Here is a 25,043-nt window from a genome sequence, read left to right as displayed (position 1 = left end):
GTGACCGTGCCGGATGCGCCACCAGTTCTTCTGAACGAGCTCCCGATCGAACCCCTGATCCAACTCCTGATTCAACTCCGTACGGACTCCGCGCGAGTTCCGTACGAATCCCATACGAGTTCCGTACGAGTGAGGAGAACCGCCATGACTGTCCAGTCCCCCGGAACCGTCGTCCTGGAGCCCGCCTCCCAGCAGCTCGCCGACGCCACCTCGCGGCCGCCCTTCCTGTACGAACTGGGCGTGGAGAAGGCCCGCAAGGTGCTCGACGACATCCAGGCGCAACCGGTCGAGAAACTCCCCGTCGACTCGGAGTGGATCACCGTTCCCGCCGACGTGGGCGACGTCAGGGTGCGCATCGTGCGTCCGCCCGACGCCGCACGGCCGCTGCCGGCCGTGCTGTACATGCACGGCGGCGGGTGGATCCTCGGCAACGCGGACACCCACGACCGGCTCGTGCGTGAACTCGCGGTGGGGGCAGGGGCCGCCGTCGTGTTCGTCGAGTACACGCGCTCGCCCGAGGCGCACTACCCGGTCGCCCTCGAGCAGGGCTACGCCACCGCCCGCTGGATCGTCCGCCACGGCAGTGAGCACGGGCTCGATCCCGCCCGCCTGGCGGTGGCCGGCGACTCGGTCGGCGGGAACATGGCCGCGGCACTGGCGCTGCTGGCCAAGGAGCGCGGCGACGTCCGGTTCGTCCACCAGTCCCTGTACTACCCGGTCACCGACGCGGGCATGGACACCGGCTCCTACTCCCGGTTCGCCACCGGCTACTTCCTGACGTCGAAGGCCATGGAGTGGTTCTGGAACGCCTACCTGCCCGATGCCTCACGCCGCTCGGCCATCACCGTCTCGCCCCTGCGGGCGACCCGGGAGCAGCTGGAGGGCCTGCCGCCCGCCTTCGTGATCGTGGACGAGGCCGACGTGCTGCGCGACGAGGGTGAGGCGTACGCCGCCGCGCTCCGCGCCGCGGGCGTTCCCGTGACCACGGTCCGCTACGACGGCATCACCCACGACTTCATGATGCTCAACCCGCTCAGCGAAACCCACGCCACCCGGGCGGCCGTCGCGCAAGCCGCCGCGATGCTCCGCTCGGCCCTGAACTCCGGCGGCTGACGCGGCGCGGGGCCCAGTGCGACGGCGGCACCGCACGGCTCTCCCCCTCCCCCACGGCAGCCGCCGAACGAGCCCGGATCCCCGCATCGGGGACCGGACCGTTCCCGGCGGTCCCGCCACCGCCCGCGGACATCGGGTCGCGCGGAGCAGGTTCTGGGCCGGCGCGGGCCGCCGGGCCGAAGCGGGTCCGGGCGGCGGAGGACGGGGCGGACCGGGCGGCGGAGGACGGGGACGGCTCCGGGGACGCCGGTCTCGGCGGCAGGGGCCGTGCGTGCGCGCCGGAGCGGGCGGCGTTCGCCGTGGCGGCGAACGGGCCGCCGTCGGCGGTGCCGAGGACGGCGTCGGCGGTGTCGAGGACGGCGTCCGCGCCGCCCGGGGCCGGCCGCCGGACACGGCGTCCCGGCCCGAAGCGTTTCGTTGTCCGTGACCGCCCGCTCGTGACCGCCGATCCCGCGCGGCCGCCGGGGCGGGGCATGGCCGGCGCCGCCGGCGGTACCCGGCGGCGGAACGACGCGGCGGACCGGGCGGGAGGGAGCGACGAGGGCGCGGGCCGCGGGGCAGGCGGGGGCGGTGGTTCACCCGCCCGGTGCGCGTCCCGCGCGCGCCGCCTTCCCGCGTGAGACGTTCGCGAGACGGACACCGGAGCCGGGGGACCTGTCCGGCGGGTCCCCCGGCGCACGCACGGCCGGCCCGCAGTGGCCCGGCGGGAAGGAGGGAAGGCAGTGACGAGTGAGGGCAACCCTCTGAAGCGGGCGGCCGGGAAGGTCGCCGACGCGCTGCAGGGCGACGGGGCGGGGCCGCCGGAGGGGATTCCCGGACGCCCGGCGCCCGAGCCGCCGTCCGTCGCCGAACCGACCGGGCCCAGGGAGCCGCTGCCGCCGAAGCCGGACCAGAGCGGCCCGGCCACCGTGTCGCCGACCGGTCAGGCGACGGGCGCGGACCGGGCCCGGACGGCGCAGGCCGGCGGCCGCCTCACGACCGCGCAGGGGACGCGGCTGTACGACACCGACCACTCGCTCAAGGCGGGGCCGCGCGGACCGGTGCTGCTGCAGGACCACCACCTGCGCGAGAAGATCATGCACTTCGACCACGAGCGCATCCCCGAGCGCGTGGTGCACGCCCGCGGCGCGGCGGCGCACGGCGTGTTCCGCGGCTACGGCACCGCGGCCTCGGTGACCAGGGCCGCGTTCCTCGCCAAGGACGTGGAGACGCCCGTGTTCGTGCGGTTCTCCACGGTGCTGGGCTCCCGCGGCTCCGCGGACACCGTGCGCGACACCCGGGGTTTCGCGACGAAGTTCTACACCAGCGAGGGCGTCTTCGACCTGGTCGGCAACAACATCCCCGTCTTCTTCATCCAGGACGCCATCAAGTTCCCCGACGTCATCCACGCCGGCAAGCCGCACCCGGACCGGGAGATCCCGCAGGCGCAGAGCGCGCACGACACGTTCTGGGACTTCGTCACCCTGCACACCGAGGCCACCCACCACACCCTGTGGAACATGTCCGACCGGGGCATTCCGCGCTCGTACCGGATGATGGAGGGCTTCGGCGTCCACACCTTCCGCCTGGTCGACGCCGACGGCAGCACCACGCTGGCGAAGTTCCACTGGAAGCCGAAACTGGGCGTGCACTCCCTGGTGTGGGAGGAGGCGCAGCTCGCGAGCGGCGTCGACCCCGACTTCCACCGCCGGGACCTGGCCGACGCCATCGAGGCGGGCGCGTACCCGCAGTGGGAGCTGGGCATCCAGACGTTCCCGGACACCCCGGAGCAGACCTTCGAGGGCATCGACCTGCTTGATCCGACGAACCTCGTCCCCGAGGAGCTCGCGCCGGTGCAGCCGGTGGGGCTGCTCACCCTCAACCGCAACCCGTCGAACTACTTCGCCGAGACCGAGCAGGTCGCCTTCCACGTCGGCCACCTCGTCCCCGGCATCGACATCACCGACGACCCGCTGCTCGCCGGGCGCCTGTTCTCCTACCTCGACACCCAGATCACCCGGCTGGGCGGCCCCAACTTCCCGCAGCTTCCGATCAACCGTCCGCACGCGCCGGTCAACGACATGCTGCGTGACGGCATGCATCAGACGGCCGTGCACCGCGGGGTGGCCCCCTACCGGCCCAACTCCCTCGACGGGGGCTGCCCGTTCACCGCGGGCGCGGACGCGGGGGCGTACGTCGAGACGCCCGTGCGGGTGCCGGAGGCGACCAAGGTGCGCGCGGCGCCGGAGTCGTTCGACGACCACTTCGGCCAGCCCCGCCGGTTCTGGCTCAGCATGAGCCCGGTGGAGCGGGAGCACATCATCGGCGCCTACACCTTCGAGCTCGGCAAGTGCTACGAACAGGCCGTCAAGGAGCGGGCGTTGCAGGTGCTGGCCAACATCGACCCGGAGCTGTGCCGGGGCGTCGCCGAGGGGCTGGGCCTGCCGGCTCCCGAGCCGACCGTGCCCCTGGCCGACGTGGCGCCCAGCCCGGCGCTGTCCCAGGTGGGCCGGACCTGGCCGGTGGACGGGCGGGTCGTCGGCATCGTCACCGGGGCGGACGGCGACCTCGACGGGGTGCGCGCCGTGCGGGAGACCGTGCTGGACGCCGGGATGGTGCCCCTGGTGGTCGCCCCGACCGGTGGTGTCCTCGGCTCGGGCGAGGACGCGCTGACCGTGCAGCGCACCTACGCCACCGCGCGCTCCGTGGAGTTCGACGCCGTCCTGCTGGCCGGCGCCCCCGCCGCCGGCGGTGACGCGCACGGCGCCCGCGACGCCAAGGGCACTCCCGCCGCCGTGCCGGGGACGGTCACCGATCCGCGGGTGGTCCTGCTGCTGTCGGAGGCGTACCGGCACGGCAAGGCCATCGGCGCCTGGGCGGGCGGCGAGACGGCCCTGCGGGCCGCCGGTGTGCCCGCCGACGCCCCCGGCGTGGTCCTCTCCGACAACGCCACCGCCGCCCTGCGGCAGGTGATCGACCTGGTGTCCGCGCACCGCGTGTGGGAGCGCTTCGGCACGGCGGGCTGACCGGGCTTCGGCCCAGTGAGCCGGCCGGCCCCGACCGACCGCCGCGCGGGGCCGATCGTCCCGCGGGGCCGGCCGCCGCGCGGGGCCGGCCGGCCCGGCCCGTCCGTACGGCCCTCGCGTTCCGGTGCCGGTGTCCCGTCCCGGGCGGGCCGGCGCTCCGCGCCGCGGTCGACCGCGTCAGCAGCAATTGCTTGACGTAGCGTCAAACTCCTTATCGACTAAAACAGTTCGCGCATCGGGTCTGGCACGTCACCCGTCACTTCCGGTATGTCATGCCTCTGTCACAACTCTGTCGTGACGGCACCCCTCCACCCGCAGTGCCGGAGTGAAAGGAACCCCCCGTGCGCCTGCGCCCCTCGTACCCCCTGCGCACCCTGTGCGGCACCGCCGCGCTCGCCCTGACCCTGCCCGTGTCGGCCCCGGGCCGGGCCGCGGCGGCCGTCCCCGCCCACGCGGTCTACCTGCAGAACTACGTCACCGGCCGCAACGCGGCCGACAGCGGCGGCACGGTCGCCGCGCACAACCCCAAGGGCAACGAGGACCACCAGCAGTGGCTCCCGGTCGCGGTCACCGGCGGCCACCAGTTGCAGAACGCCGACGAGCCCGGCACCTGCCTCGGCCGCAGCGGCACCTCGGCGGTGACGGCCGCCTGCGGCGCGGACGGCACCACCTGGACGATCACCGTCGGCGCGGACGGCACGTACACCGTCGCCGTCCCCGGCACCTCGCAGTACCTCACCGGCTCGTCCGCCGACTCCGGCGCCGTGGGGATCGGCTCCGCCGGCGACCTCGCCCGCTGGTACCTGACCCCGGTCGCCTACGCCACGACGGCGGCGTCCGGGGACACCCGAACCCTGGACCAGGTCACGTTCCTCACCGCGCACAACGCCTTCGCCAACGGCGCCGACGGCGACTTCGCCTCGTTCCCGGTCAGCCTCTTCCCCAACCAGGCCCGCGGCATCAGCCGCCAACTGAGCGACGGCGTACGCGGCTTCATGCTGGACGCCTACACCGTCTCGGGGCGGGCCGTGCTCTGCCACAACAGCTGCGACGGCGTGGGCAACCCCGTCCCGCTCGCCACCGACCTGCAGCGCATTGTCGACTTCCTCAAGGCGAACCCGGGCCAGTTCGCCACCGTCTTCCTGGAGGACTACACCTCCTCCGACGTGCTGAAGTCCTCCCTGGCCTCGGTGAACGGGCTCTACGACGTGCTGTACCGGCCCGACCGGGAGGGCGTGGCGACGAAGGGCTGGCCGACCATGGCGGACCTCGCCGCCCGCGGCAGACAGCTACTGATCTTCAGCGACCGGACCCGCGCGAGCGACACCGCGAACGGCTGGGCCGCCCGCGACACGTTCGGCGTCCTGTACCAGCGGGAGTGGACCGTGGAGAACTACTGGTCCATGGGCGGCGGGATCGGCGACTCCGACTGGTCCTGCTACAGCCGCTGGGGCACCGACCGGCCGCTGACCGCGGACTCGGCCGCCTTCCACCCGCTGTTCGTGATGAACCACTTCCGGGACTACCCGATCGGCTCGACGATCCAGACGGACAACGGCAAACTCCTCAACCGGGCGCAGAACTTCTGCACCCCCGCGGCCCGCAAGAAGCCCAACTACCTCGCCGTGGACCGCTACGACCTGGGCTCCCCGACACCGCTCAGCACGGTCGGCACCCTCAACACCTACGTGCTCACGCCCGGGCAGTAACCGGTTCGCCGTTCCCGCGCGGGCCCGACCGAGTACGCCGGCCATCCCCACGAGCACTCCCCGGACCGGTGGTGATCGGCCGCACCTCGCCGAGCCCCCGGAGCCCGTGTGCCCGGAGGGCGGGGGGGCCGGGCACCATTGCGGACACGCACCGGGTGCCCTACGGTTTACGCGCGTCAACCCCATTCCTCTCCCCGGGAGTTGATACGACGTGCCGTCTCTCCGAAGCGCCCTCGCCCGTGGCCGCGGGGCGGGCCACGTCCCCAGCGCTCGTCCCGTCCGAACCCCCTGGTGAAGGACGGCAGTTCCGTACGTCCCCGCTCCTGACCCTCGTCCTCCCCTCCGGCAACGGCAACGGCACCGGCACCGGCACCGGCACCGAAAGAACGTCCGCGAAAGCCCTCGTATCAGCACTCTGCTTGTCATAGGCACCTCAAGAATCGAGAGAGGTCCGTCTCCGTCACACCACAACACCCCACGCCGCCGCCCGCCGGCCGCGCGCCCGACCCCACTCCGGGAGCAGCACCATGCCCGCAACCAGATCCCCACGGTTCAGACCCGGCACCACCGCTGCGCACCGCTTCCGCACGCTCGCCCGCGCGGCCGGACTGCCGGCCGCCACCCTGGCCCTGCTCCTCTCCCTGCCCGGCGCCGCCTCGGCGACGGCCGCCGGGGACGGAGCACCCCCCGCGGCACCCCCCGCGCGCATGACGCACCCGGACGACGACCACGCCGGATCCGGACTGCAGCGCCTCGGCGCGACGGCACCGTCCGCCACGGCACCGGCCGCCGTCGGCACCGGCCCGGCCGGTCTGGACGTCAGCGGTCACCAGGGCAACGTCGACTGGACGGCCGTCAAGAACAACGGCGCCGCCTTCGCGTACGTCAAGGCCACCGAGGGCACCACCTACACCAGCCCCTCCTTCTCGCAGCAGTACAACGGCGCCTACGACGCCGGGCTGATCCGGGGCGCCTACCACTTCGCCCTGCCCGACCACTCCAGCGGCACCGCGCAGGCCGACTGGTTCGTCGGCCACGGCGGCGGCTGGAGCGCGGACGGCAGGACGCTGCCGCCCGCCCTGGACATCGAGTACAACCCCTACGGGGCCACCTGCTACGGGCTGAGCCAGAGCGCGATGGTCTCCTGGATCCGGGACTTCAGCAACGAGGTGCGCACCCGGACCGGGCGCTACCCCACGATCTACACCACCACCGACTGGTGGACCACCTGCACCGGCAACGCCAGCGGCTTCGGCGCCACCAATCCGCTGTGGATCGCCCGCTACTCCAGCAGCCCGGGCACCCTGCCCGCGGGCTGGTCCGCCCAGACGCTGTGGCAGTACGCCGACTCCGGCACCTTCCCCGGCGACCAGGACACCTTCAACGGGACCCTCTCCGACCTCCAGGCCTTCGCCCAGGGCGGCTACACCCCGCCGCCGACGATCAGGTGGCCGACGGTGCGGCAGGGTGCCACCGGGGAACGCGTCAGGACCGTCCAATACCTGCTCGACGCGCACGGTGCCGCACTCACCGTGGACGGCGCCTTCGGACCCGCCACCGACAGCGCGGTGCGCTCCTTCCAGTCCGCGCACGGCCTCACCGCGGACGGCATCGTGGGACCCGCCACCTGGCAGGCCATGATCATCACCGTGCGGCAGGGGTCCTCCGGGCCCGCGGTCAAGGCGGTGCAGAGCCAACTCAACGCGCACGGTGCCTCCTTGAGTGTGGACGGCGCCTTCGGAGCCGCCACCGACAGCGCGGTGCGCTCGTTCCAGTCCGCGCGCGGCCTCACCGTGGACGGCGTCGTCGGCTCCCACACCTGGCAGGCGCTGGTCGCCTGACCGCGAACCGGACGAACACAGCAAGCAGCGGCTCCCTCCGGCACACCGGTACCGAAGACACCAGCGAAGGAGACAACCATGAGTTCGGCAGGACACTCCGGCCGGCGCGTCGGCCGCCGCACACTGCTCCGGGGCGCCGCGGGCGTGGCGGCCGCGCTCGGCGTCGCGACGGCGGTCGACGTCGGGTCGGCGGGCAGGGCCTCGGCCTACGGCTGGACCCGCACCCTCCAGCAAGGCGCCTCCGGCTCCGACGTGGTGGAGCTGCAGATCCGCGTCGGCGGCTGGGCCGCGGCCGGCGCCCAGCAGACGTACGTCGCCTGGGACGGCGACTTCGGCCCGGCCACGGCCGCCGCCGTGCGGCGCTTCCAGTCCGCCTACGGCCTGAGCGCGGACGGCGTCGTCGGCTCGCAGACCCAGAGCGTGCTCAACAGCCTGGAGAGCGGCGACGGATCGACCGCGCACTTCGACTGGAGCGAGTTCCACTCCGGTGACGGCTCCGGCTTCAGCGGCGGCAAGGTCGGTGCCACGCAGGTCAAGGAGAACGTGCGCCGGCTGATGTACAAGCTGGAGGCGGTGCGCAAGAAGGCCGGGAACAGCCCGATCACGATCAACTCCGGCTTCCGCAGCATCGCCCACAACTCCTCGGTGGGCGGCGCCTCCAACAGCATGCACCTCTACGGCGTCGCCGCGGACATCGTGGTCTCCGGCCACACCACCCTGCAGACCTACCGGATCGCCGAGACCTGCGGTTTCTCCGGGCTGGAGGCGTACACGCACTCGTGGCAGCACGTCGACAGCCGCGTCCAGTACCCCTCGTACGGCTCCGGCTCGTGGTGGTGGGAGAGCGGCGTGGTGTGACCCGCCACGACCGCCGAGCCGGCCCGGGCGGCACCACGCCGCCGGGGCCGGCGTTCCGCAGGCGGCGGATGCCGGCGGGGCGTGGACCGGCCACCGGGCGGTGCGGGCCGGGGAGCGATCACCTCCTCAGCGGTCCGGGCCGCGTTCGGAAAGCCTGTCGAGGCGGGCCCGTTGCGGGACCACGACGTAGGCCGGGTCCTTCGTCGACGCGACGCCGGCCTCGAAGGTGCCGAACCGCTGCAGGGCGCTGCCGGCGAGCAGGGCGAGTCCGGCCGCGGCGGCGGCCGGGCGGCCGCGGCGGGCGACGGTGACCGCGGCGAGCGCCCCGCCGAGGGTGAGGAAGTCCGCGGCCCGGCGCAGGCGGTGGGCCCGGCCCCTGGTGTAGGCCCTGGCCTCCAGGCCGGGCCGGCGTTCGACGAGCCGGGCGGCGGCGAGCTCCGCCGCCGCGCCCACGGCCGCGAGGCGCCGGGCGGGTGCCGCCTCGGCCACCGGGGCGAGCAGCATGCCCAGGCCCGCACCGCTCGCGGCGGCGGAGCCGGTGAAGAGGAAGGGCAGTTCACGGCGGGCCTCGTGCCAGGCCGGCACGGCCGTCTGGGAGAGCAGCACCGCCGTGTAGGACGCGAGCCCGGGGGCGAAGGCGGCGGCCCACAGCCCGCCCGCCCGGCCCGCCCGGTGCAGCAGGCGGCCGGGCCGGCCGGCGCGCCAGGAGGCGGGCAGCAGCTCGGCCGCGGCGGCCAGGCCGCTGCCGGGGCCGTAGGCGACGAGGATCCAGGTGCCGACGGACATGGGTGACGTCGGCTTCGCCACCCGCAGCATGTGGTGGAAGCGTTCGGGGCGGCCCAGGTCGGCGATCAGCAGGCAGGTGCTGGCGAGCAGGGCGCCGAAGCCGGCCAGGCGGCCGGTGCGGCACAGGGCCGGGCGGCCGGTCAGGTCGGCGCCGGCCGACAGCAGGGCCGCGCCGGCCGACAGGCCGCCGGTGAACAGGTAGGCGGGGACCTGCCACTTCCACACGGGCGGCTTCAGTACGGGCCGACCGTAGTAGGAGCGGAACCCGGCCGCCGGGGCGGCCGTTTCCCCGCGGTGGCCGTCACGGCTCTCGTGGCCGTCGTGACCATCGCGGCCGTCACGGCCCTCGTGGCTGCGGCCCGAGGTGGAGGTGTCCGCGCGGACGTCGGCGGCGTCCGCGTCGCCGCGCGGCTCGCGCGGCAGTCCGTCGTCGCTCATCGGCGGCCTCCCCCACCCGACTTGACGAAGACGGCGGCGGTGGCCGCCAGCAGGGCCGAGGCGGCCGCACCGGCGTACTTCCACATGGACGGCAGGTCACGGGTGGGGACCACGGGGTCCGGGGGCAGCCCGTAGACCTCGGGTTCGTCGAGCAGCAGGAAGAACGCGCCGTCGCCGCCCACACCGTCGCCGGGGTCGCGGCCGTACAGGCGTGCCTCCTCCACACCCGCCTCGTGCAGGTGCTCCAGGCGCCGGTCGGCCCGCTCCCGCAGTTCGTCGAGCGGCCCGAACTGGATGGAGTCGGTGGGGCAGGCCTGGGCGCAGGCCGGTTCCAGGCCGCCGCGCAGGCGGTCGTAGCACAGGGTGCACTTCCAGGCGCGGCCGTCGCCGGGCCGCCGGTCGATGACGCCGTAGGGGCAGCCGGAGACGCAGTAGCCGCAGCCGTTGCAGATGTCGGGCTGCACCACGACGCTGCCGAACTCGGTGCGGAACAGCGCGCCGGTGGGGCAGACGTCGAGGCAGCCGGCGTGGGTGCAGTGCTTGCACACATCGGACGCCATCAGCCAGCGGAAGTCGGTGCGGGCCTCGGCGCCGGTGGCGGCACCGGGCAGGTCGAAGGAGGGAAAGCCCAAGTCCACCGGTCCGGTGCCGAGTTCGCCGCCGCCGCGGGGCGTCTCGCGCAGGGCGTCCGCGACCACCTCGGCCGTCTGCCCGGTGCCGGAGGGGCCGGTGGGCAGGCCGGCCAGGCCCGCGTCCTGCCGTCCCAGGGGGCGCTCCTGCTCGACGAAGGCGACGTGCCGCCACGAACTGGCGCCGAGCATGCCGGTGTTGTCGAAGGACATGCCCAGCAGGTCGAGGCCGTCCTCGGGGACGTCGTTCCACTCCTTGCAGGCCACCTCGCACGCCTTGCAGCCGATGCACACGGAGGTGTCGGTGAAGAAGCCGACGCGTGGCGGGTGTTCGCGATGCCCGGCGTCGGCGGCGGGGTCCTCCAGGGGCCCGTACAGGCTGTGCCCGCGCGGGCCGCGCCCGTCCGGGCGGCCGTGCTTGTCCGGGCTGCGCTCGTCCGGGCCGTACTCGCCCGGGCCGCATCCGCCCGGGCCGTGCTCGTCGGTCATGGGGAGTCCTCCGGCCGGTCGGGTTCGGTGTGCGCCGGTCCGTGCCCGTCACCGTCGCCCGCCGTCATGACGCGGGTGCCGGTGAGCGGGGTGATCCCGGCCCGGCGGCGGTAGCCCTGGACGTACTCCAGCAGGGCCGGTCCCCGCGGCCGCCGCCCTGGGCGGATGTCGCAGGTCAGCACCTTGCTCTCCTGGATCAGCACATTGGGCTCGACCACCACCCCGATGAGGTCGTTGACGACGTCGCCGGCGGCGAGCCCGGTGGGGCCCCAGTGGTACGGCATCCACACCTGGTGGACGGTGCGGCCCTCGACGCGCAGCGGCGCCAGCCGGTCGGTGACGACGACGCGGGCCTCCACCGCGGCCCGGCTGGTGACGACGTGGGCCCAGTCCAGGTGGCGCAGCCCGCGTTCGGCCGCCAGTTCCGGCGACACCTCCACGAACAGCTCCGGCTGCAGCTCCGACAGGTACGGAAGCTGCCGGCTCATGCCGCCCGCGGTGTGGTGCTCGGTGAGCCGCGACGCCGTGAAGACGAAGGGGAACACCTCGCCGTGCGCCTCGGGCGGGGCCGGGTTGGAGGGGTTGTCGCGGCGGCCGTAGACCTTGCGCGTGGGGTTGGCCTGCTGACCGTACAGGAGGTTGCGCACGGGCGACTCGTGCGGCTCGTAGTGGGTGGGCAGCGGGCCGTCCGTCAGTCCGGTCGGGGCGAACAGCCACGCCTTGCCGTCGGCCATCATGATGAACGCGTCGTCGCCGCCGAGCGCCTCGGGGCCCGACGCGCCCTCGGGGGGACGGTAATCGGGCGGCTTGTGCTTTTCGAAGTCGGGGGTGTCGTGGCCGGTCCACTCGCCGCGCTCCGCGTCCCACCAGACGAGGGCCTTGCGCTCGCTCCAGGGCCGCCCCTGCGGGTCGGCCGAGGCGCGGTTGTACAGCACGCGCCGGTTCAGCGGCCAGGTCCAGCCCCATTCGGCTTCGTACGGCCCCTGCTCGAAGCGGGACGTGCGGCGCCGGGCCTGGTTGACCTCGTCGGCGTACACGCCGCTGTAGATCCAGCAGCCGCAGGCGGTGCTGCCGTCGGCCTTCAGCTCGGTGTATCCGCCGACCGCGCGCCCGGTGGCCAGGTCGATGCCGTTGATGCGGCGCAGCACGTCCGCCGCGGACGGCTCGTCCCCCTCGGTCGCGTAGTCCCAGGCGAGGTCGAGCACGGGCCGGTCGCGCTCGTCGGTGGAACCGGCCAGCCGCTCCTTCACGAGCCGGCCCAGGTGATAGAAGAACCACAGCTCGGAGCGCTGGTCACCGCTCGGTTCGACGGCCTGGTCCCGCCACTGCAGCATGCGCTGGGTCTGGGTGAACGTGCCGGACTTCTCCACGTGCGAGGCGGCGGGGAAGAAGAACACCTCCGTGCGGCAGCGCTCGGTGACGATCTCCCCGGTCTCGATCTCGGGGGCGTCCTTCCAGAAGGTGGCGCTCTCGATCATGTTCAGGTCGCGGACGACGAGCCAGTCCAGGTTGGCCATGCCCAGGCGCTGCAGGCGCCCGTGCGCGGAGCCGACGGCGGGGTTCTGGCCGAGCAGGAAGTAGCCGAAGACCTTCCCGTCGACCATGTCCATCGCGGTGCGGTAGGTGCCGTGGTCGCCGTCGATGCGGGGCAGGTGGCCGAAGCAGTAGTCGTTCTCCGCGGTGGCCGCCTGTCCCCAGTACTCCTTCAGCAGCGAGACCGCGTAGGCGTCGGCGTTGCCCCAGAAGCCCTTCTGGCCGGGGCGGCGGACACCGTCCAGGTAGGCGGCCAGGTCCTCGTGGGTGGCGTCCGGCATCGGCAGGTAGCCGGGCAGCAGGTTGAACAGGGTCGGGATGTCCGTCGAGCCCTGGATGGAGGCGTGCCCGCGCAGCGCGTAGACGCCGCCGCCGGGACGGCCGATGTTGCCCAGCAGCAGCTGGATGATCGAGCCGGCGCGGATGTACTGGGCGCCGGTGGAGTGCTGCGTCCAGCCGACGCTGTACACCAGGGCCGCGGTGCGCTCGCGGCCGGAGTTCTCCGTCCAGGCCCGGCACACCTCCAGGAACACCTCCCGGGGGACTCCGCAGATCCGTTCGACCATCTGCGGGGTGTAGCGGGCGAAGTGCCGCTTGAGCACCTGGTACACGCACCGCGGGTGCTGCAGTGTCGGGTCGGCGGCGATGCCGTCGGCACTGTCCTCGACGGCCGGGCCGCCGGCGCCGTGCCGGTAGGGCGCGGCCTGCTCCTTGGCGCGGTGGCCCGGTCGTTCCCGCGCCGCGGTGCTCTCGTACGCCCAGCTGGAGGGGTCGTAGGAGGCGGTGTGCGGGTCGTAGCCGCTGAACAGCCCGTCCAGGTCCTCGGTGTCCTGGTAGCGCTCGTTCAGCAGGAACGGCGCGTTGGTGTACGCCCGCACGTACTCCCGGAAGTCCAGGCCGTGGGAGAGGATGTGGTGAATCACCCCGCCCAGGAAGGCGATGTCGGTGCCGGCCCGCAGCGCGACGTGCCGGTCGGCGAGCGCGCTGGTGCGGGTGAAGCGCGGGTCGACGTGGATGACCTTCGCGCCGCGTGCCTTGGCCTCCATCACCCACTGGAACCCGACCGGATGGGCCTCGGCCATGTTCGAGCCCATGATGACGATGCAGTCGGCGTTGACCAGGTCCTGCTGGTAGTCGGTGGCGCCGCCGCGTCCGAACGAGGTTCCCAGACCGGGAACGGTGGCGGAGTGTCAAATACGCGCCTGGTTCTCGATCTGGATCGCGCCGAGCGCGGTGAACAGCTTCTTGATGAGGTAGTTCTCCTCGTTGTCCAGCGTCGCGCCGCCCAGGCCGGCGAAGCCCAGGGTGCGGCGCAGCGGGCGCCCGGAGGCGTCGGTGTCCTGCCAGCCCCGGCGCCGGGCGTCCAGCACCCGGTCGGCCACCATCTCCATGGCCACGTCGAGGTCCAGGTCCTGCCACTCGGTGGCGTACGGCGGCCGGTAGCGCACCTTCCGCTCGCGCTGCGGGCCGGTGACGAGCTGCTTGCTGGCGGAGCCCTTCGGGCACAGGCGGCCGCGCGAGACCGGGCTGTCCGGGTTGCCCTCGATCTGGACGACGCGCTCGTCCTTGACGTAGACGCGCTGCGCGCAGCCCACCGCGCAGTAGGGGCAGACCGAGTCCGCCACCCGGTCCGCGTCGGCCGTGCGGGGGCCGAGACCGGCGGAGCGCCGGGACTGGACCGCCCTGCCGCGGCCGAGCCGGTCGGCTCCGGTGAGCTGCCGGTACACCGGCCAGGCGCCGACCCACCGCTTCACACCCATACGCCCGCTCCCTCACCCGGCGGCACACCCTGCTCCGACACTACGCCCGCGCAGGCCGCCCGCAAGCCGGCCGTGCCCGCCCGCGTGCTCACCGGGCGGGGCCGACGGCCGGGGAGGCGCCCGGCGGACCGCGGCGCCGTACCCGGGACGGACCACCGTCCCGGCGCGGACCGCGGCGCCGACCCGGTCCGGGCCACCGCCCCGGCCCGGGTACGGCTCGCCGCACGGGGCGGCGGGAGCGGGCGGGCGTGCCGCGCCGTGCTGCGCCGCGCCGTGCCGCGCCGTGCCGGAAGGGCCGGACCATAACCGGTGGCCCCGGCGGGAGTCCGGGACCGCTCAGCGGCTCCGCCCGCCCCGCGCGCCGTCGAGGACCAACGCGACCAGGTCCCGCACCAGGGGCTCCCCCAGCGGGGCCCCGCTGAGCAGCGTCCGTGCGAAGAGCGCGCCGCCGACGGCCTCCACGACCAGGCCGGGATCGGTGCCGGCGGGCAGCTGGCCCCGCTCGACGCCGCGCCGCACCAGGACGGCCGCGCGCTGAAGCCGCTCGGTCCAGTAGGGCAGCCGGCGGTCGGCGAGGGTGTCGTCGTGTTCGACGCTCAGGCGCAGCAGGGCGCGGCCCTGCGCGGTGTCGAGCAGCCGGGCCAGCGCCGTGAAGAAGCGCACCAGGTCCTCGCGCACCTCACCGGTGTCGGGCAGCGGCAGCGCGGTGTCCAGCTCGGTGGTCAGCGCGTCCAGGATCAGGTTCTCCCGGGTCGTCCAGCGGCGGTAGACCGACGTCTCGTGGACCCCGGCGGCACGGGCCACGGCCGCCACGGTCGTCCCCGCCAGGCCCTGGGTGGACAGCAGCCGGGTGGTGGCGGCGAGCACGGCCTGCCGCATGCGCTCGCCGCGGCGGCGCAACGGCGCGGCGGCGGCCTGGGAAGAAGGGGAGGCGGGAGGATGTCCGGACGGGGTGGCGGCCATCACCCCACCATAAAGCAACTCGACTTGCGATAGGTGTACGGTGAACGCGAGGCGACCCGCGCCAGTGGGGCAGGGCGCGCCCCCGCACCGAGGAGGTCACGCCATGGACCGGATGCTCGCCGCCCGCCTGCACGTGCCGAGCCGCACCCTGCGCGTCGAGGAGGTGCCCCGCCCCCAGCCGGGCCCCGGCGAGGTGCTGGTGAAGGTCGAGGCCGCCGGGGTGTGCCTGTCCGACGTGCACCTCGTCGACGGCACGCTCACTCCCCTCTTCCTGCGCGGCGACACCGTCACCCTCGGCCACGAGGTGTCCGGCACGGTCGCCGGGACCGGGGAGGGGGTCACCGCGTGGACTCCCGGGCAGCGCGTGGTGCTGCACGCCGGGCAGATCCGCGACGGCGTGACCTACACGCGCGGCGTCGACTACGACGGCGGCTGGGCCGAGTACGCGCTGTCCGCGGCCGACGCGATGACCGCGCTGCCCGACGCCATCCCCTTCGAGCAGGGCGCGATCATCCCCGACGCCGTGTCCACGCCCTGGGGCGCGATCACACAGACCGGCGCCGTCCGGCCCGCCGAGGCCGTGGGCGTGTGGGGCGTCGGCGGCCTGGGAGTGCACGCGGTGCAGCTGCTGCGGGTGATCGGCGCCTGCCCGATCGTCGCCGTGGACCCCAACCCCACGGCCCGGCAACGGGCCCTGGCCGCCGGGGCGGACCTCGCCCTGGACCCGGCCAACCCTGATCTGCGCGCGGCCGTGCGCGCCGCGACCGGCGGGTCCGGCCTGGCCGTCGCCTTCGACTTCGCGGGTGTGCCGATCGTCCGGGAGCAGGCGGTCTCCGTCCTCGCCCCCAGGGGGCGCCTGGTGCTGGTCGGGCTGACCGACAAGCCGCTCACCCTCACCCACGGCACCCACTTCAGCTACCTCCAGCAGCAGATCCGCGGCCACTACGGCTCGGACATGCCGGTGGCGCTGCCGCAACTGCTGCGGCTGATCGAGGGCGGACGGCTGGACTTCTCCGGCTCCGTCAGCGCCGTACTGCCGCTGGCCCGGGCCGCCGAGGCGGTCGAGCGGCTGCGGAAGAAGGAGGGCGACCCGATCCGCCTCGTCCTGCGCCCCTGACTCCGCGCACGGGACGCCGGGGGCCCAGGGAGGCGGCGCGCACGGGAGCAGGCGGGCCGGAGCGGCGCGCACGGGAGCAGACGGGCCGGAGCGGCCGGGACCGGCACCGACCGCGGAGACCGCGGTTGCTTTGCCGCCTCGTCCTGGGTGGTGTCGCCGCTCCTGGCCGAGGCCACGAGCGGCCGTTGGGCGTACTGCGCGGCGACCCCGTTGAACACCCAGGCGTCCGGCGTGCCCTGACGCCTCTTCGCCACCTGGGCCGCACTGCCCGGCGTGCCGAGGTGGAGCTCGGAGGAGACCAGCAGGTACTCGTGGTCGGCCTTCCGCAGACCGGGCGGGTCGACGACGGCGGCGCCGTACATGCCGTTGCCGATGTGCCGGCGCATGGGCGCGGTGCCGCAGTGGTACAGCAACGCGCCGGCCTTCTCGGCACGGAACCGGTACACCAGGCGCTCGCCGGGCCCGATGGTGCGCATCGCGGTGTCCGGGGCGAGGGAGTCGGCATGGAAGTCGATGCCGTGGCCCATGCCGGGGTCGTCGTCGACCAGGGTGGTCTCGAAGACGTCGCCGATCCGGCCGCGCAGGGCGGGGCCGGGGGCGGTGCCGCCGAAGGTCCATGTCTGCTGCCTCATTCCCGGGGCGGCCTCGACCTCGGTGCGGCGGCGCGCAGTTCGGGGATGTGGACCCGGCCGCCGGGTGCGGGAGCGAGGTCCGCGGTGCGGGGCCGCCACCCGGGGAAGAAGCCGGCAGCCGCTCAGGGCGGTACCGGTGAGGTGAAGTGCCCGGAATGCGGGAAGCGCACGGGGCACGTCGGGCAGGCTGCTCCCCTTCGGATGAGGACCGGCTGTCAGCGGGCCAGCTGGTTGACGACACCGGTGAAGAGGGTGGGCGCCGCCCGGCACGCCGGTACCAGGAGGGCTCTTGGGGCCGGGCGGGTGGTGGCGCGGACGAGGCCACGGGTGAGCAGGCGGTAGCGGCGGGTGGTGCGGTGCCACTGCCGTTCGTAGCGGTGCGGGGCGTCGGCCAGTAGTGCGTCGACGGCGGCCTGGGCCTGGGCGAGGGCCAGGCTGATGCCTTCTCCGGTCAGGGCGTCCTCGTATCCGGCGGAGTCGCCCACGAGCAGGACCCGGCCCACGACCCGGCGCTCGGGCCGCTGCGGCATCGGCCCGGCTCCCCGTACCGGCGAGGCCGCTGTCGCGTCGGCCAGACGACGGCGAAGGGCGGGGAATCCGGAGAGCAGGGCGTCGTAGGCGTGCTGTGCCGCCGCCGCGGGTGACTGTTCGGGGCGGTACAGCACCGCGACACCGATCTGGTCGGCGGCGACGGGGGTGACGTACGCCTCCGCGTGCGGGCCCCAGGTCACTTCCACGGCCGATGTCCACGGCCGGACGTACCAGTGGTGGCGGATGCCGAAGCGGCGCAGTCCGCCGTGGTGGGCGTGGACGCCGAGATGGCGGCGCAGGGGCGAGTGCAGGCCGTCTGCCGCGATGAGCCACCGTGCGCGCAGTCCGCCGGCGGTCACCGAGACGGCGTCCTGGAAGGGCCTCTCGGCGATGTCCTGGTGCTGCCGCCGGATCGCACGGGCACCGCTCACACCGCTCACCGAAACCTCCGTGCCCGGCTGGTACGCGTCGTTCGTCCGGCCGCCCGGGGGTCAGGGCAGACGAGGCGGGCGGCCGGACGGCGACCGGCCCGGACCGTGCGCGGCGTCCGTGGCGGTGGCGGCGGGGAATACGGCCGCACGGACGCCGGTCGCAGCGACGCACGGGACACCTCCGGATCGGTCGGTGATCAGCATGCGGCGCCGGGCCGGGCCGGTGCTGCGGCCGACCGGTCCATCGCCGGTGGGCCGACAGTCCCCCGGCCGGGCGTTCGCGCCAGGGCCGGACGGCCCACCGGCACCCGTGCGTCGCCCCGCCCGGATGCTCGGTCAGGGCGCGGGCGGCGCCACCAGCACATTGTCGCCGGTGCGGCCCGCGAGGTGGTCCTCGACGTTGCGCACGCTGGTGGCGGCGATCTGGCCGACGGCGTCCCGGGTGAAGTACGCCTGGTGCGAGGTGACGAGCACGTTGTTGAACGTCATGAGCCGGGCGAGGCGCTCGTCGGTCATGACCTCCAGGGACTTGTCGAGGAAGAACACCCCGGCCTCCTCCTCGTAGACGTCCAGGCCGACGCCGCCCAGCCGGCCGGCGCGCAGGGCCTCCAGGAGGGCGTCGGTGTCGACGAGGCCGCCGCGGCTGGAGTTGATCAGGATCGCGTCGTTCCTCATGCGGGCCAGCGTCTTGGCGTCGACCAGGTGGTGGGTGTCCGGCAGCAGCGGCACGTGCAGGCTGATCAGGTCCGCCTCGGCGAACAGCCGCTCGCGCTCGACGTACTCCATGCCGAGCGCGAGGCAGTCGGGGTTCTCGGCGATGTCCCAGCCCAGCAGCCGCATCCCGAACCCGTGGGCGATCCGGGCGAACGCCGCGCCGATCTTCCCGGTGCCCACCACTCCGGCCGTACGGCCGTGCAGGTCGCGGCCCATCAGCCCGTCCAGACGGAAGTCGAAGTCCCGGGTGCGGTGCACCGCGCGCACCAGGCGCCGGTTGACGGCCAGGGCGAGGGCCCAGGCGAACTCGGCCACCGAGTACGGCGAGTAGAAGGACACCCGCGCCACGGTCAGCCCGAGTTCCCTGGCCGCGGAGAGGTCGATGTTGTTGTAGCCGGTGGCCCGCTGGGCGATCATCCGGGTGCCCTCCTGGGCCAGTTGCCGCAGCACCTCGGCGTCGAGGGTGTCGTTGACGCTGCTGAGCACGATCTCGTGTCCGGCGGCCGTCGGGGCGGTGTCCCGGTTGAGGAACAGTCCCAGGCAGCGCAGCCGGTGCCGGTCCGCGAAGGCCCGCTCGAAGGCGTCCCGCAGCAGCGGCTCCTCGTCCGCCAGGACACCGTAGGCGACGATCTCCACGCGTCCTTCTCCTCTCCGGGCGTTGATCACCACTCCACCGTATGCGCACGGCGGGAGGACGACAGGGGCCGAAGGGCCCGGGCAACGGACCGGGACGCCCACGGCGCCGCCGCCCGCCAGGCGCCGCGTACCGCTCGGCGGGGCCGGTACCCCGTGGCGCCCGGGGGGACGCACACGGCCGGCGCGGGCGATACGGGCACACAGGAGGCCGCCGGCGAAGCGGCGGCCTCCTGGCTTTCCTGGCTGTTCTGTCCCTGCTGTCTTCTCCGGCTGCCCTGTCCGGCTGCCCTGTCCGGCTGCCTGGTCCGGCTGCCTGGTCCGGCGGGTGTTCAGCCGTTCACGGTGATGTTGGAGCTTCCGCTGCTCTGGTAGCCCTCCGTCGCGAGGATCATGTAGTAGCTGAAGCTGCCCAGCGGCATGCCGGCGCGCGCCCAGGCGTCGAAGTGGTTGCCGGTGGTGATGGTGCCGCCGGTCCGCTTCGACTGCCGCACGCTCCAGTACTGGTTGAAGGTGCGCGTGCCTTCGACGGAGGGGGCGTTGTAGCGCGTCGTCTGGTAGATGTCGTAGGTGCCGCCGTCGCTGGTGACCGTGCCCTTGTAGGTGCCCGTGGGCCGGTAGGTGCCCCAGTTGTCGACGATGTAGTACTCGACCAGCGGGTTCGACGTCCAGCCGTAAAGCGCCAGGTAGCCGTTGCCGGACGGGTTGAAGCTGCCCGAGTAGCTGACGGTCCTTCGGCCGCCGTTGCTCCAGCCCTTGCCGCACACGAAGTTGCCGCAGTTGGTCCAGGAGGTGCGGTAGTTGCCGCCGGACCCCAGCGTCATGGAGACCGACCCGCCGCCGTCGGTCCAGAACGAGTAGTAGAAGCCGTTGTTGGTGCCGGTCTGGTTGGTGGTGATGGTCGTGTCCGCGCGGGCGGTGGTGGGCAGGAGCAGCCCGGACGTGGTGGCCAGCGCCAGGGCGCCGGCGCCGCCGAGGAACCCTCTGCGGGTGACGCGGCGGGTGGGGGTGTCGTGCTCGTGCATGCTTCCTCCTCGCGAAACGGCGGAGGCCGGGCAGCGTGAGGCGACCCGGCGGGCCTGCGGTGCCGGGTGGTGTCGCGCTGCACCGGGCCGACGGCCAGTGGGGTGTGTCGGTGCCCGCCAGTGTTCGAGCGACGCCCGGGACTGTCAACAGTTTCGACATGTGTTGCGAAAAATTCTTCCGGCAGCGCGGGCATCGATCCTTCGATCATCCCTGTTCAAACACATGACTTGAAACGCCGTCAGATACAAACCCGAAGTAGGACCGGGCCGATGAACAGAATTCAGGGGACCGGTCTTCGAATGTTTCGAAGCAATGGAGCATCTGGCCGGATCATGCCGTGCCGCCCCGCGTCCCCCGGATGATCGCAACCGAGGAGGCCGAGAAGGCCCGGGAGAAGGGGGAGGACGCGGATGCGGGTGTACATCAGTGCGGACATGGAGGGCATCAGCGGACTCGTCGACGCCGAGGACGTCCAGCCGGGCGGGCGGGACTACGAGCGGGGGCGGACGATGATGGCTCAGGACGTCAACGCCGCGGTGCGCGGCGCGCTGGCGGCCGGGGCCCGTGAGGTCGTCGTCAACGACGCGCACGGCCCGATGCGCAACCTGCGGCCGGAGGACGTGCACCCGGCGGTGCGGCTGGTGCGCGGCAGGCCGAAGCAGATGGGGATGCTGGAGGGGCTCACCGCGGAGTTCGACGCGGTGGTGTGCGTGGGGTACCACGCGCGGGCCGGGGCGCTCGGTGTGCTCAGCCACAGTTTCATGGGGCACGAGATCGAGGACATGTGGCTGGACGGCCGGCCCGTCGGGGAGATCGGGCTGGCCCACGCCACCGCGGCCGCGCTCGGGGTGCCGGTCGCGGTCCTCACCGGGGACGACGCCGCGTGCGCGGAGACGGCCGAGTGGGACGGCTCCGTCACCACCGTCGCCGTCAAGTACGCCCGCGACCGCTTCGCCGCCGAACTGCGGCCGGTGGAGGAGGCGCGGGCCGCCATCGAGGAGGCCGTCGCCGAGCGGCTGTCCGGCCCGCTCGGGCGGCCGCCGGCCGGAACGGAACCGGCCATGCTGACGGTGCGGTGGCAGTCGGCGTCGGTGGCCGCCACGCTGCCCGGCATCCCCGGCGTCACCCGCACCGACGCCCGCACCGTGCGGGCCCGGGGCCCGCTGCCCGCGCTGTACCGGCAGTTCGGGGTGTGGACACGGGTGGCGGCGTCCCTCACCAACCAGCCGCCCTACTGCTGAACACCCGTGCCCCGGACGGCGGTTGCGTCGCCGGCCGTCCGGCGGGGCGCGGCCGGCCCGGCGAGTGCCCCGCCCCGTCGGCCGCCGTCAGCGGTCGGCCGGGTCCAGCGGGTCGCCGGCCAGGCCGCCGTCGCGGCGCACCTGGTCGAGCCGGGCCACGCCGGGTTCGTCCCCGGCGGCGACCAGGGCGTGCAGGGCCGGGACGAGGGCGGTGCGGGCGTGGTGGGGCAGGCGGGCGACGAGGGCGCGGATCTCCCGGCGGCGGCGGTCCATGACCTCCTCGACCAGGTCGTGGCCGGCCGGGGTCAGGCGCAGGACGACCTCGCGCCGGTTGCGGGGGTTGGCCCTGCGGTCGATGAGGTCGAGGGCCTCCAGGCGCTCCACCATGCGCAGGGCGGTGGAGGGGTTGACGGCGAGGTTCGCGGCGAGGGCCGTGAGTTTGACCGGGCCGCAGGCGTCGAGCACGGCCAGGGCGCGCAGCTGGGGCAGGGTGAGGGAGTCGGCCACCGAGGCGAGGGCGCGGGCGGAGACCGCGACCAGCAGCCGGGAGGCGGCCATGACGGCGATCGTGACCTCCTCGGCCTCCCGGTCCGGGTCCTTCGGCGCCTGCCGGGGCGGGTGCGCGGGGTCCGCCTCCCGTCGTTCGTGGTGCGCCATGGTGGTTCTCCTGCCTGTGCGCGGGGCGGTCGGGGGCGTTCACCGGTCGGGGGCGTTCACCGGTCGGGGGCGTTCACCGGGCGCGGTGGCGCAGCGCGGTGGCCGCGGCGCCGCCGGCCAGGCTCGCGCCGAGGGCCGTGAGGACGGGGTGGTGGGCCAGGAGGGCCTGCCAGGAACGGGCGTGCGAGGCGTCGTCGAAGACGCCGTGGGCGCCGTGGTCGGTGCCGGGGTCCTGGTCGACGGGGTGGAAGAGGTTGGCTCGGCCGGTGGGCGGCCTGGTGGCGTCCTGCTGGGAGTCGAAGCCGGTGCGGGCCAGGTAGCGGTCGAGCAGGGCCGGGGCGAGCCGGTTGGCCCAGAGGGTGGCGAGGGTGCTGGCGCCGACGTAGTACTGCTTGCGCCGCGGGTGATCGGCGGCGTGCACGACGCCCCGGGCGGCGGCCTCCGGCTGGTAGATCGGCGGGACGGGCCGGGGGTGCCTGGGCAGGCGGGAGAGCACCCAGGAGAACTGCGGGGTGTTCACCGCGGGCATCTGGACGACGGTGACGTGCACGTTGCTGCCGCGGTGCAGCAGCTCGGTGCGCAGCGAGGAGGTGAAGCCGTTGATGGCGTGCTTGGCGCCGCAGTACACGGACTGCAGCGGTACCGAGCGTTCCCCGAGCGCCGAGCCGACCTGCACGATCGTGCCGCGGTCGCGGGGCAGCATCCGTTTCAGCGCGGCCCGGGTGCCGTTGACGAAGCCGAGGTAGGTCACCTCGGTGGCCCGTACGTACTCCTCGTGGCGGATCTCGTCGAACGGCGCGAAGACGGTGCTGAACGCGCAGTTGATCCACACGTCGATGGGGCCGAACTCCTCCTCCGCGGCGGCCGCGGCGGCCTCCACCTGGTCCGGGTCGGCCACGTCGGCCTGCCGTGCCAGGGCGCGGCCGCCGAGCGACTCGACCTCCTTGGCGGTGGTGTCGAGTCCGTCCCGGCCGCGGGCGATCAGGACCACGTCGGCGCCGCGCCGCGCGTACAGGCGGGCGGTGGCGCGGCCGATGCCGCCGGTGGCTCCGGTGATGACGACGGTCTGGGACATGGTCAGCTCCTCTCCCGGCCGCGCGGGCCGCGCGGGCCGTGGGGGTCCGGGTCGGGGTCGGTGCCGCCCCGGGGGCGGCGGGTGCCGGGCTTCCCGGCGAGGCGGGCAGCGGGTTCCCCGGCGAGGCGGACTGCGGTCTCCAGCAGCACGGCGTGCACGAAGGCCTGCGGGAGGTTGCCGCGCAGCTGTCGCTGGGCGATGTCGAACTCCTCGGCGTACAGGCCGGAGGCGCCGCACGCGCCGCGGTTGCGTTCGAACCAGCGGTGCGCCTCGACCGCGTCGCCCTGCTGGTGCTCGGCGAGCGCCATGGCGAACCCGCACAGTACGAAGGCGCCCTCGGCCTCCTCCAGGGGGCGGTCGTCGTGGCGGAAGCGGTAGACGAAGTGGTCCTGGGTCAGAGCCCGGCGGCAGGCGGCGAGGGTGGCGCGGGTGCGGGGGTCGTCGGCGGGCAGGGCGCCGCGGACGGCGGGCAGCAGCAGGGCGGCGTCGACGGCGGGGTCGCCGGGGGTGCGCTGCCAGTGCCCGTCGGGGTGGACGCTGGTGGCGGTGACGGCGTCCAGCACGGTGTCGGCGAGGCGCAGGCAGGGTTCGGCCAGGGGGTGGGTGCGGGCGGCGGCGGCCAGGGCGCGCAGCCCGGCGACGCAGGTGAGCCGGCTGTGGGTCCACTTGCGGGGCGTCAACTCCCAGATTCCGCAGTCTGGTTCGCGCCACCGCTCGGCGACGGCGCGCACCGCGAGATCGGCGGCCTTCCAGCCGTCGGCGTCCAGGCGGCCGTGCCGTTCGGCGGCGGCGAACAGCAGCAGCGCCTCGCCGAAGCAGTCCAGTTGGAACTGCTCCCCCACCCGGTTGCCGACGCGGCTGAAGCCGTCCGGGTAGCCGGGCAGGTCCAGTTCGCGCCGGTCGGGCACGGGTGTGCCGTGCACGGTGTAGGCGGGGGCGAGGCCGGGCCCGTCGGCCAGCAGCCGCTCGCCGACGAACCGCACGGCGTGGTCGAGGAGTTCCGTCGCCCCGGCGGCGGCCGCGGCCTGCCCGGCCATGCTCTGGTCGCGGATCCACACGTACCGGTAGTCGTAGTTGCGGCCCGTCTCGGCCCGTTCGGGCAGGCTGGTGGTGGCCGCGGCGACCATGCCGCCGCCGTGCGTGGTCAGGCCGCGCAGCACGGCGTGGGCGCGGCGGGCGTCGCGGGTGGCGATGGTGTGTTCCAGCGGCGGTACGGCCGTGCGCCACGCCTCCTCGGTGGCGGCCCACGTCTGCCGGGCGCGCGGCGGGGTGCCCGGCAGCGGGGAGTCGGCGCACTCCAGGACCAGGTCGTGGCGCTGCCCGGGCCGCAGCACGAGGTCGGCGACGAGGCCGCACCCGTCGGTGCGGGCGTGGGGGGCGCCCTGCCAGCGCAGCCGGTGTCCCGCGGTGCGCAGGTGCCACACGCCGGCCTCGTCGCGGTGCCGGTGCGTCACCGGGGCGCGGCCGTAGTCGCCGTGCGGGTCGAGGACGACGCGGACGTGGGCGGGGCCGTCGACGGCGTGCAGTTGCCGCAGCAGGACCAGGCGGCCGGGTTCGCCGGGGAAGGCGAGGGCCTCGCGGCACTCGACGACGCCCTCGGTGGTGACCCAGCGGCTGCGCCAGATGAGGCTGCCCTCCTCGTAGTAGCCGCCGGGGACGTGCCGGGCGCGCGGGGTGACGGCGTAGACGCCCCGGCCGCCGATGAGGGAGGCGAAGACGGCGTCGTCGTGCCAGCAGGGCGCGCACAGCCAGCCGACGGCGCCGTCGGGGCCGAGGAGCGCCCCGCGCTCGCCGTCGGCCAGCAGCGCGTAGTCGTGCAGGGCGTGGGGCGGGAAGGTGCCGCTCATGCCGTGCTCCTTTCC

Annotated in this window: 17 protein-coding genes and 1 pseudogene; 7 read left to right on the top strand and 11 right to left on the bottom strand. The window is 74.3% G+C overall.

Features of this window, described 5'->3' with window-relative positions; translation table 11 throughout:
* Positions 1-144: 144 nt before the first annotated feature.
* The 5 genes from IE225_RS28450 to IE225_RS28430 all read left to right on the top strand — a co-directional run bounded on the left by IE225_RS28450 (position 145) and on the right by IE225_RS28430 (position 8,526).
* Positions 145-1,113, top strand: coding sequence for an alpha/beta hydrolase (locus IE225_RS28450; protein WP_190060502.1), 969 nt, complete (start codon positions 145-147; stop codon positions 1,111-1,113).
* 722 nt (positions 1,114-1,835) lie between these two features.
* Positions 1,836-4,118 (top strand): catalase, encoded by a 2,283-nt coding sequence (locus tag IE225_RS28445; RefSeq protein ID WP_190060501.1) that lies wholly within the window; start codon positions 1,836-1,838, stop codon positions 4,116-4,118.
* Positions 4,119-4,465: 347 nt separating this feature from the next.
* Positions 4,466-5,827, top strand: coding sequence for a phosphoinositide-specific phospholipase C-related protein (locus IE225_RS28440; protein WP_373303286.1), 1,362 nt, complete (start codon positions 4,466-4,468; stop codon positions 5,825-5,827).
* Between the two features lie 527 nt (positions 5,828-6,354).
* Positions 6,355-7,668, top strand: a complete 1,314-nt coding sequence (locus tag IE225_RS28435) for a GH25 family lysozyme (RefSeq protein WP_190060500.1) — start codon at positions 6,355-6,357, stop codon at positions 7,666-7,668.
* 78 nt (positions 7,669-7,746) lie between these two features.
* Positions 7,747-8,526 carry a D-Ala-D-Ala carboxypeptidase family metallohydrolase gene (locus tag IE225_RS28430; protein WP_190060499.1) on the top strand — a complete coding sequence of 260 codons (780 nt, stop codon included), beginning with the start codon at positions 7,747-7,749 and terminating at the stop codon, positions 8,524-8,526.
* Between the two features lie 126 nt (positions 8,527-8,652).
* Here IE225_RS28430 and nrfD read toward each other — a convergent pair whose 3' ends face one another.
* From nrfD to IE225_RS28405, 4 genes are all read right to left on the bottom strand, one after another.
* Positions 8,653-9,750, bottom strand: coding sequence for an NrfD/PsrC family molybdoenzyme membrane anchor subunit (nrfD, locus tag IE225_RS28425; protein ID WP_190060498.1), 1,098 nt, complete (start codon positions 9,748-9,750; stop codon positions 8,653-8,655).
* Complete coding sequence (locus tag IE225_RS28420) at positions 9,747-10,868, bottom strand: 4Fe-4S dicluster domain-containing protein (RefSeq protein WP_190060497.1); 1,122 nt, start codon at positions 10,866-10,868, stop codon at positions 9,747-9,749. The genes nrfD and IE225_RS28420 overlap by 4 nt, the downstream gene beginning before the upstream one ends.
* Positions 10,865-14,161 (bottom strand): formate dehydrogenase, encoded by a 3,297-nt coding sequence (fdh, locus tag IE225_RS28415; RefSeq protein ID WP_229880139.1) that lies wholly within the window; start codon positions 14,159-14,161, stop codon positions 10,865-10,867. Before fdh ends, IE225_RS28420 begins: the two co-directional genes overlap by 4 nt.
* 336 nt (positions 14,162-14,497) lie before the next feature.
* Positions 14,498-15,040: a TetR-like C-terminal domain-containing protein gene (locus IE225_RS28405; RefSeq protein WP_190060529.1), complete on the bottom strand. Its 543-nt coding sequence runs from the start codon at positions 15,038-15,040 to the stop codon at positions 14,498-14,500.
* Between the two features lie 187 nt (positions 15,041-15,227).
* Here IE225_RS28405 and IE225_RS28400 point away from each other — a divergent pair, with 187 nt between their 5' ends.
* A complete protein-coding gene (locus IE225_RS28400) occupies positions 15,228-16,241 on the top strand; it encodes a zinc-binding dehydrogenase (protein WP_190060495.1) in 1,014 nt (337 codons plus the stop codon).
* A 344-nt stretch (positions 16,242-16,585) separates the two neighbouring features.
* Here the strand turns inward: IE225_RS28400 and IE225_RS33825 are convergent.
* The 4 genes and pseudogenes from IE225_RS33825 to xynA form a co-directional block, all read right to left on the bottom strand.
* Positions 16,586-16,972: pseudogene (locus IE225_RS33825) on the bottom strand (multicopper oxidase domain-containing protein); the annotation flags it as partial.
* Between the two features lie 116 nt (positions 16,973-17,088).
* The gene (locus tag IE225_RS28390; RefSeq protein WP_229880138.1) at positions 17,089-17,835 is read right to left on the bottom strand and encodes an NAD(P)/FAD-dependent oxidoreductase; all 747 of its coding nucleotides are present in this window, start codon (positions 17,833-17,835) and stop codon (positions 17,089-17,091) included.
* A 336-nt stretch (positions 17,836-18,171) separates the two neighbouring features.
* A complete protein-coding gene (locus IE225_RS28385; RefSeq protein ID WP_190060493.1) occupies positions 18,172-19,185 on the bottom strand; it encodes a 2-hydroxyacid dehydrogenase in 1,014 nt (337 codons plus the stop codon).
* A 329-nt stretch (positions 19,186-19,514) separates the two neighbouring features.
* Positions 19,515-20,207: an endo-1,4-beta-xylanase XynA gene (xynA, locus tag IE225_RS28380; protein ID WP_190060492.1), complete on the bottom strand. Its 693-nt coding sequence runs from the start codon at positions 20,205-20,207 to the stop codon at positions 19,515-19,517.
* 411 nt (positions 20,208-20,618) lie between these two features.
* Here xynA and IE225_RS28375 point away from each other — a divergent pair, with 411 nt between their 5' ends.
* The gene (locus IE225_RS28375; protein ID WP_190060491.1) at positions 20,619-21,449 is read left to right on the top strand and encodes a M55 family metallopeptidase; all 831 of its coding nucleotides are present in this window, start codon (positions 20,619-20,621) and stop codon (positions 21,447-21,449) included.
* An 87-nt stretch (positions 21,450-21,536) separates the two neighbouring features.
* On the opposite strand, the gene IE225_RS28370 is transcribed toward IE225_RS28375, so the two are convergent.
* The 3 genes from IE225_RS28370 to IE225_RS28360 form a co-directional block, all read right to left on the bottom strand.
* Complete coding sequence (locus IE225_RS28370; protein ID WP_190060490.1) at positions 21,537-22,106, bottom strand: MarR family winged helix-turn-helix transcriptional regulator; 570 nt, start codon at positions 22,104-22,106, stop codon at positions 21,537-21,539.
* Between the two features lie 73 nt (positions 22,107-22,179).
* Positions 22,180-23,181, bottom strand: coding sequence for an SDR family oxidoreductase (locus tag IE225_RS28365; protein ID WP_190060489.1), 1,002 nt, complete (start codon positions 23,179-23,181; stop codon positions 22,180-22,182).
* 2 nt (positions 23,182-23,183) lie between these two features.
* Entirely contained in the window at positions 23,184-25,028 is a 1,845-nt protein-coding gene (locus IE225_RS28360) for a glycoside hydrolase family 15 protein (RefSeq protein WP_190060488.1), read from the bottom strand.
* Positions 25,029-25,043: the final 15 nt, after the last annotated feature.

This window comes from Streptomyces echinoruber (genome assembly GCF_014651135.1).
In the GTDB taxonomy this organism is placed as follows: Bacteria; Actinomycetota; Actinomycetes; order Streptomycetales; family Streptomycetaceae; genus Streptomyces; species Streptomyces echinoruber.
The sequence above is the reverse complement of the archived record's forward strand: the minus strand, read 5'-3'. Positions and strand labels throughout refer to the sequence as shown.

Bases quoted from the DNA above. Each gene is read 5' to 3' on its own strand.
- nrfD (WP_190060498.1), bottom strand. From the start codon at position 9,750: ATGAGCGACGACGGACTGCCGCGCGAGCCGCGCGGCGACGCGGACGCC.
- IE225_RS28405 (WP_190060529.1), bottom strand. From the start codon at position 15,040: ATGCGGCAGGCCGTGCTCGCCGCCACCACCCGGCTGCTGTCCACCCAG.
- IE225_RS28360 (WP_190060488.1), bottom strand. From the start codon at position 25,028: ATGAGCGGCACCTTCCCGCCCCACGCCCTGCACGACTACGCGCTGCTG.
- IE225_RS28365 (WP_190060489.1), bottom strand. From the start codon at position 23,181: ATGTCCCAGACCGTCGTCATCACCGGAGCCACCGGCGGCATCGGCCGC.
- IE225_RS28430 (WP_190060499.1), top strand. From the start codon at position 7,747: ATGAGTTCGGCAGGACACTCCGGCCGGCGCGTCGGCCGCCGCACACTG.
- IE225_RS28370 (WP_190060490.1), bottom strand. From the start codon at position 22,106: ATGGCGCACCACGAACGACGGGAGGCGGACCCCGCGCACCCGCCCCGG.
- xynA (WP_190060492.1), bottom strand. From the start codon at position 20,207: ATGCACGAGCACGACACCCCCACCCGCCGCGTCACCCGCAGAGGGTTC.
- IE225_RS28450 (WP_190060502.1), top strand. From the start codon at position 145: ATGACTGTCCAGTCCCCCGGAACCGTCGTCCTGGAGCCCGCCTCCCAG.
- IE225_RS28420 (WP_190060497.1), bottom strand. From the start codon at position 10,868: ATGACCGACGAGCACGGCCCGGGCGGATGCGGCCCGGGCGAGTACGGC.
- IE225_RS28400 (WP_190060495.1), top strand. From the start codon at position 15,228: ATGGACCGGATGCTCGCCGCCCGCCTGCACGTGCCGAGCCGCACCCTG.
- IE225_RS28375 (WP_190060491.1), top strand. From the start codon at position 20,619: ATGCGGGTGTACATCAGTGCGGACATGGAGGGCATCAGCGGACTCGTC.
- IE225_RS28435 (WP_190060500.1), top strand. From the start codon at position 6,355: ATGCCCGCAACCAGATCCCCACGGTTCAGACCCGGCACCACCGCTGCG.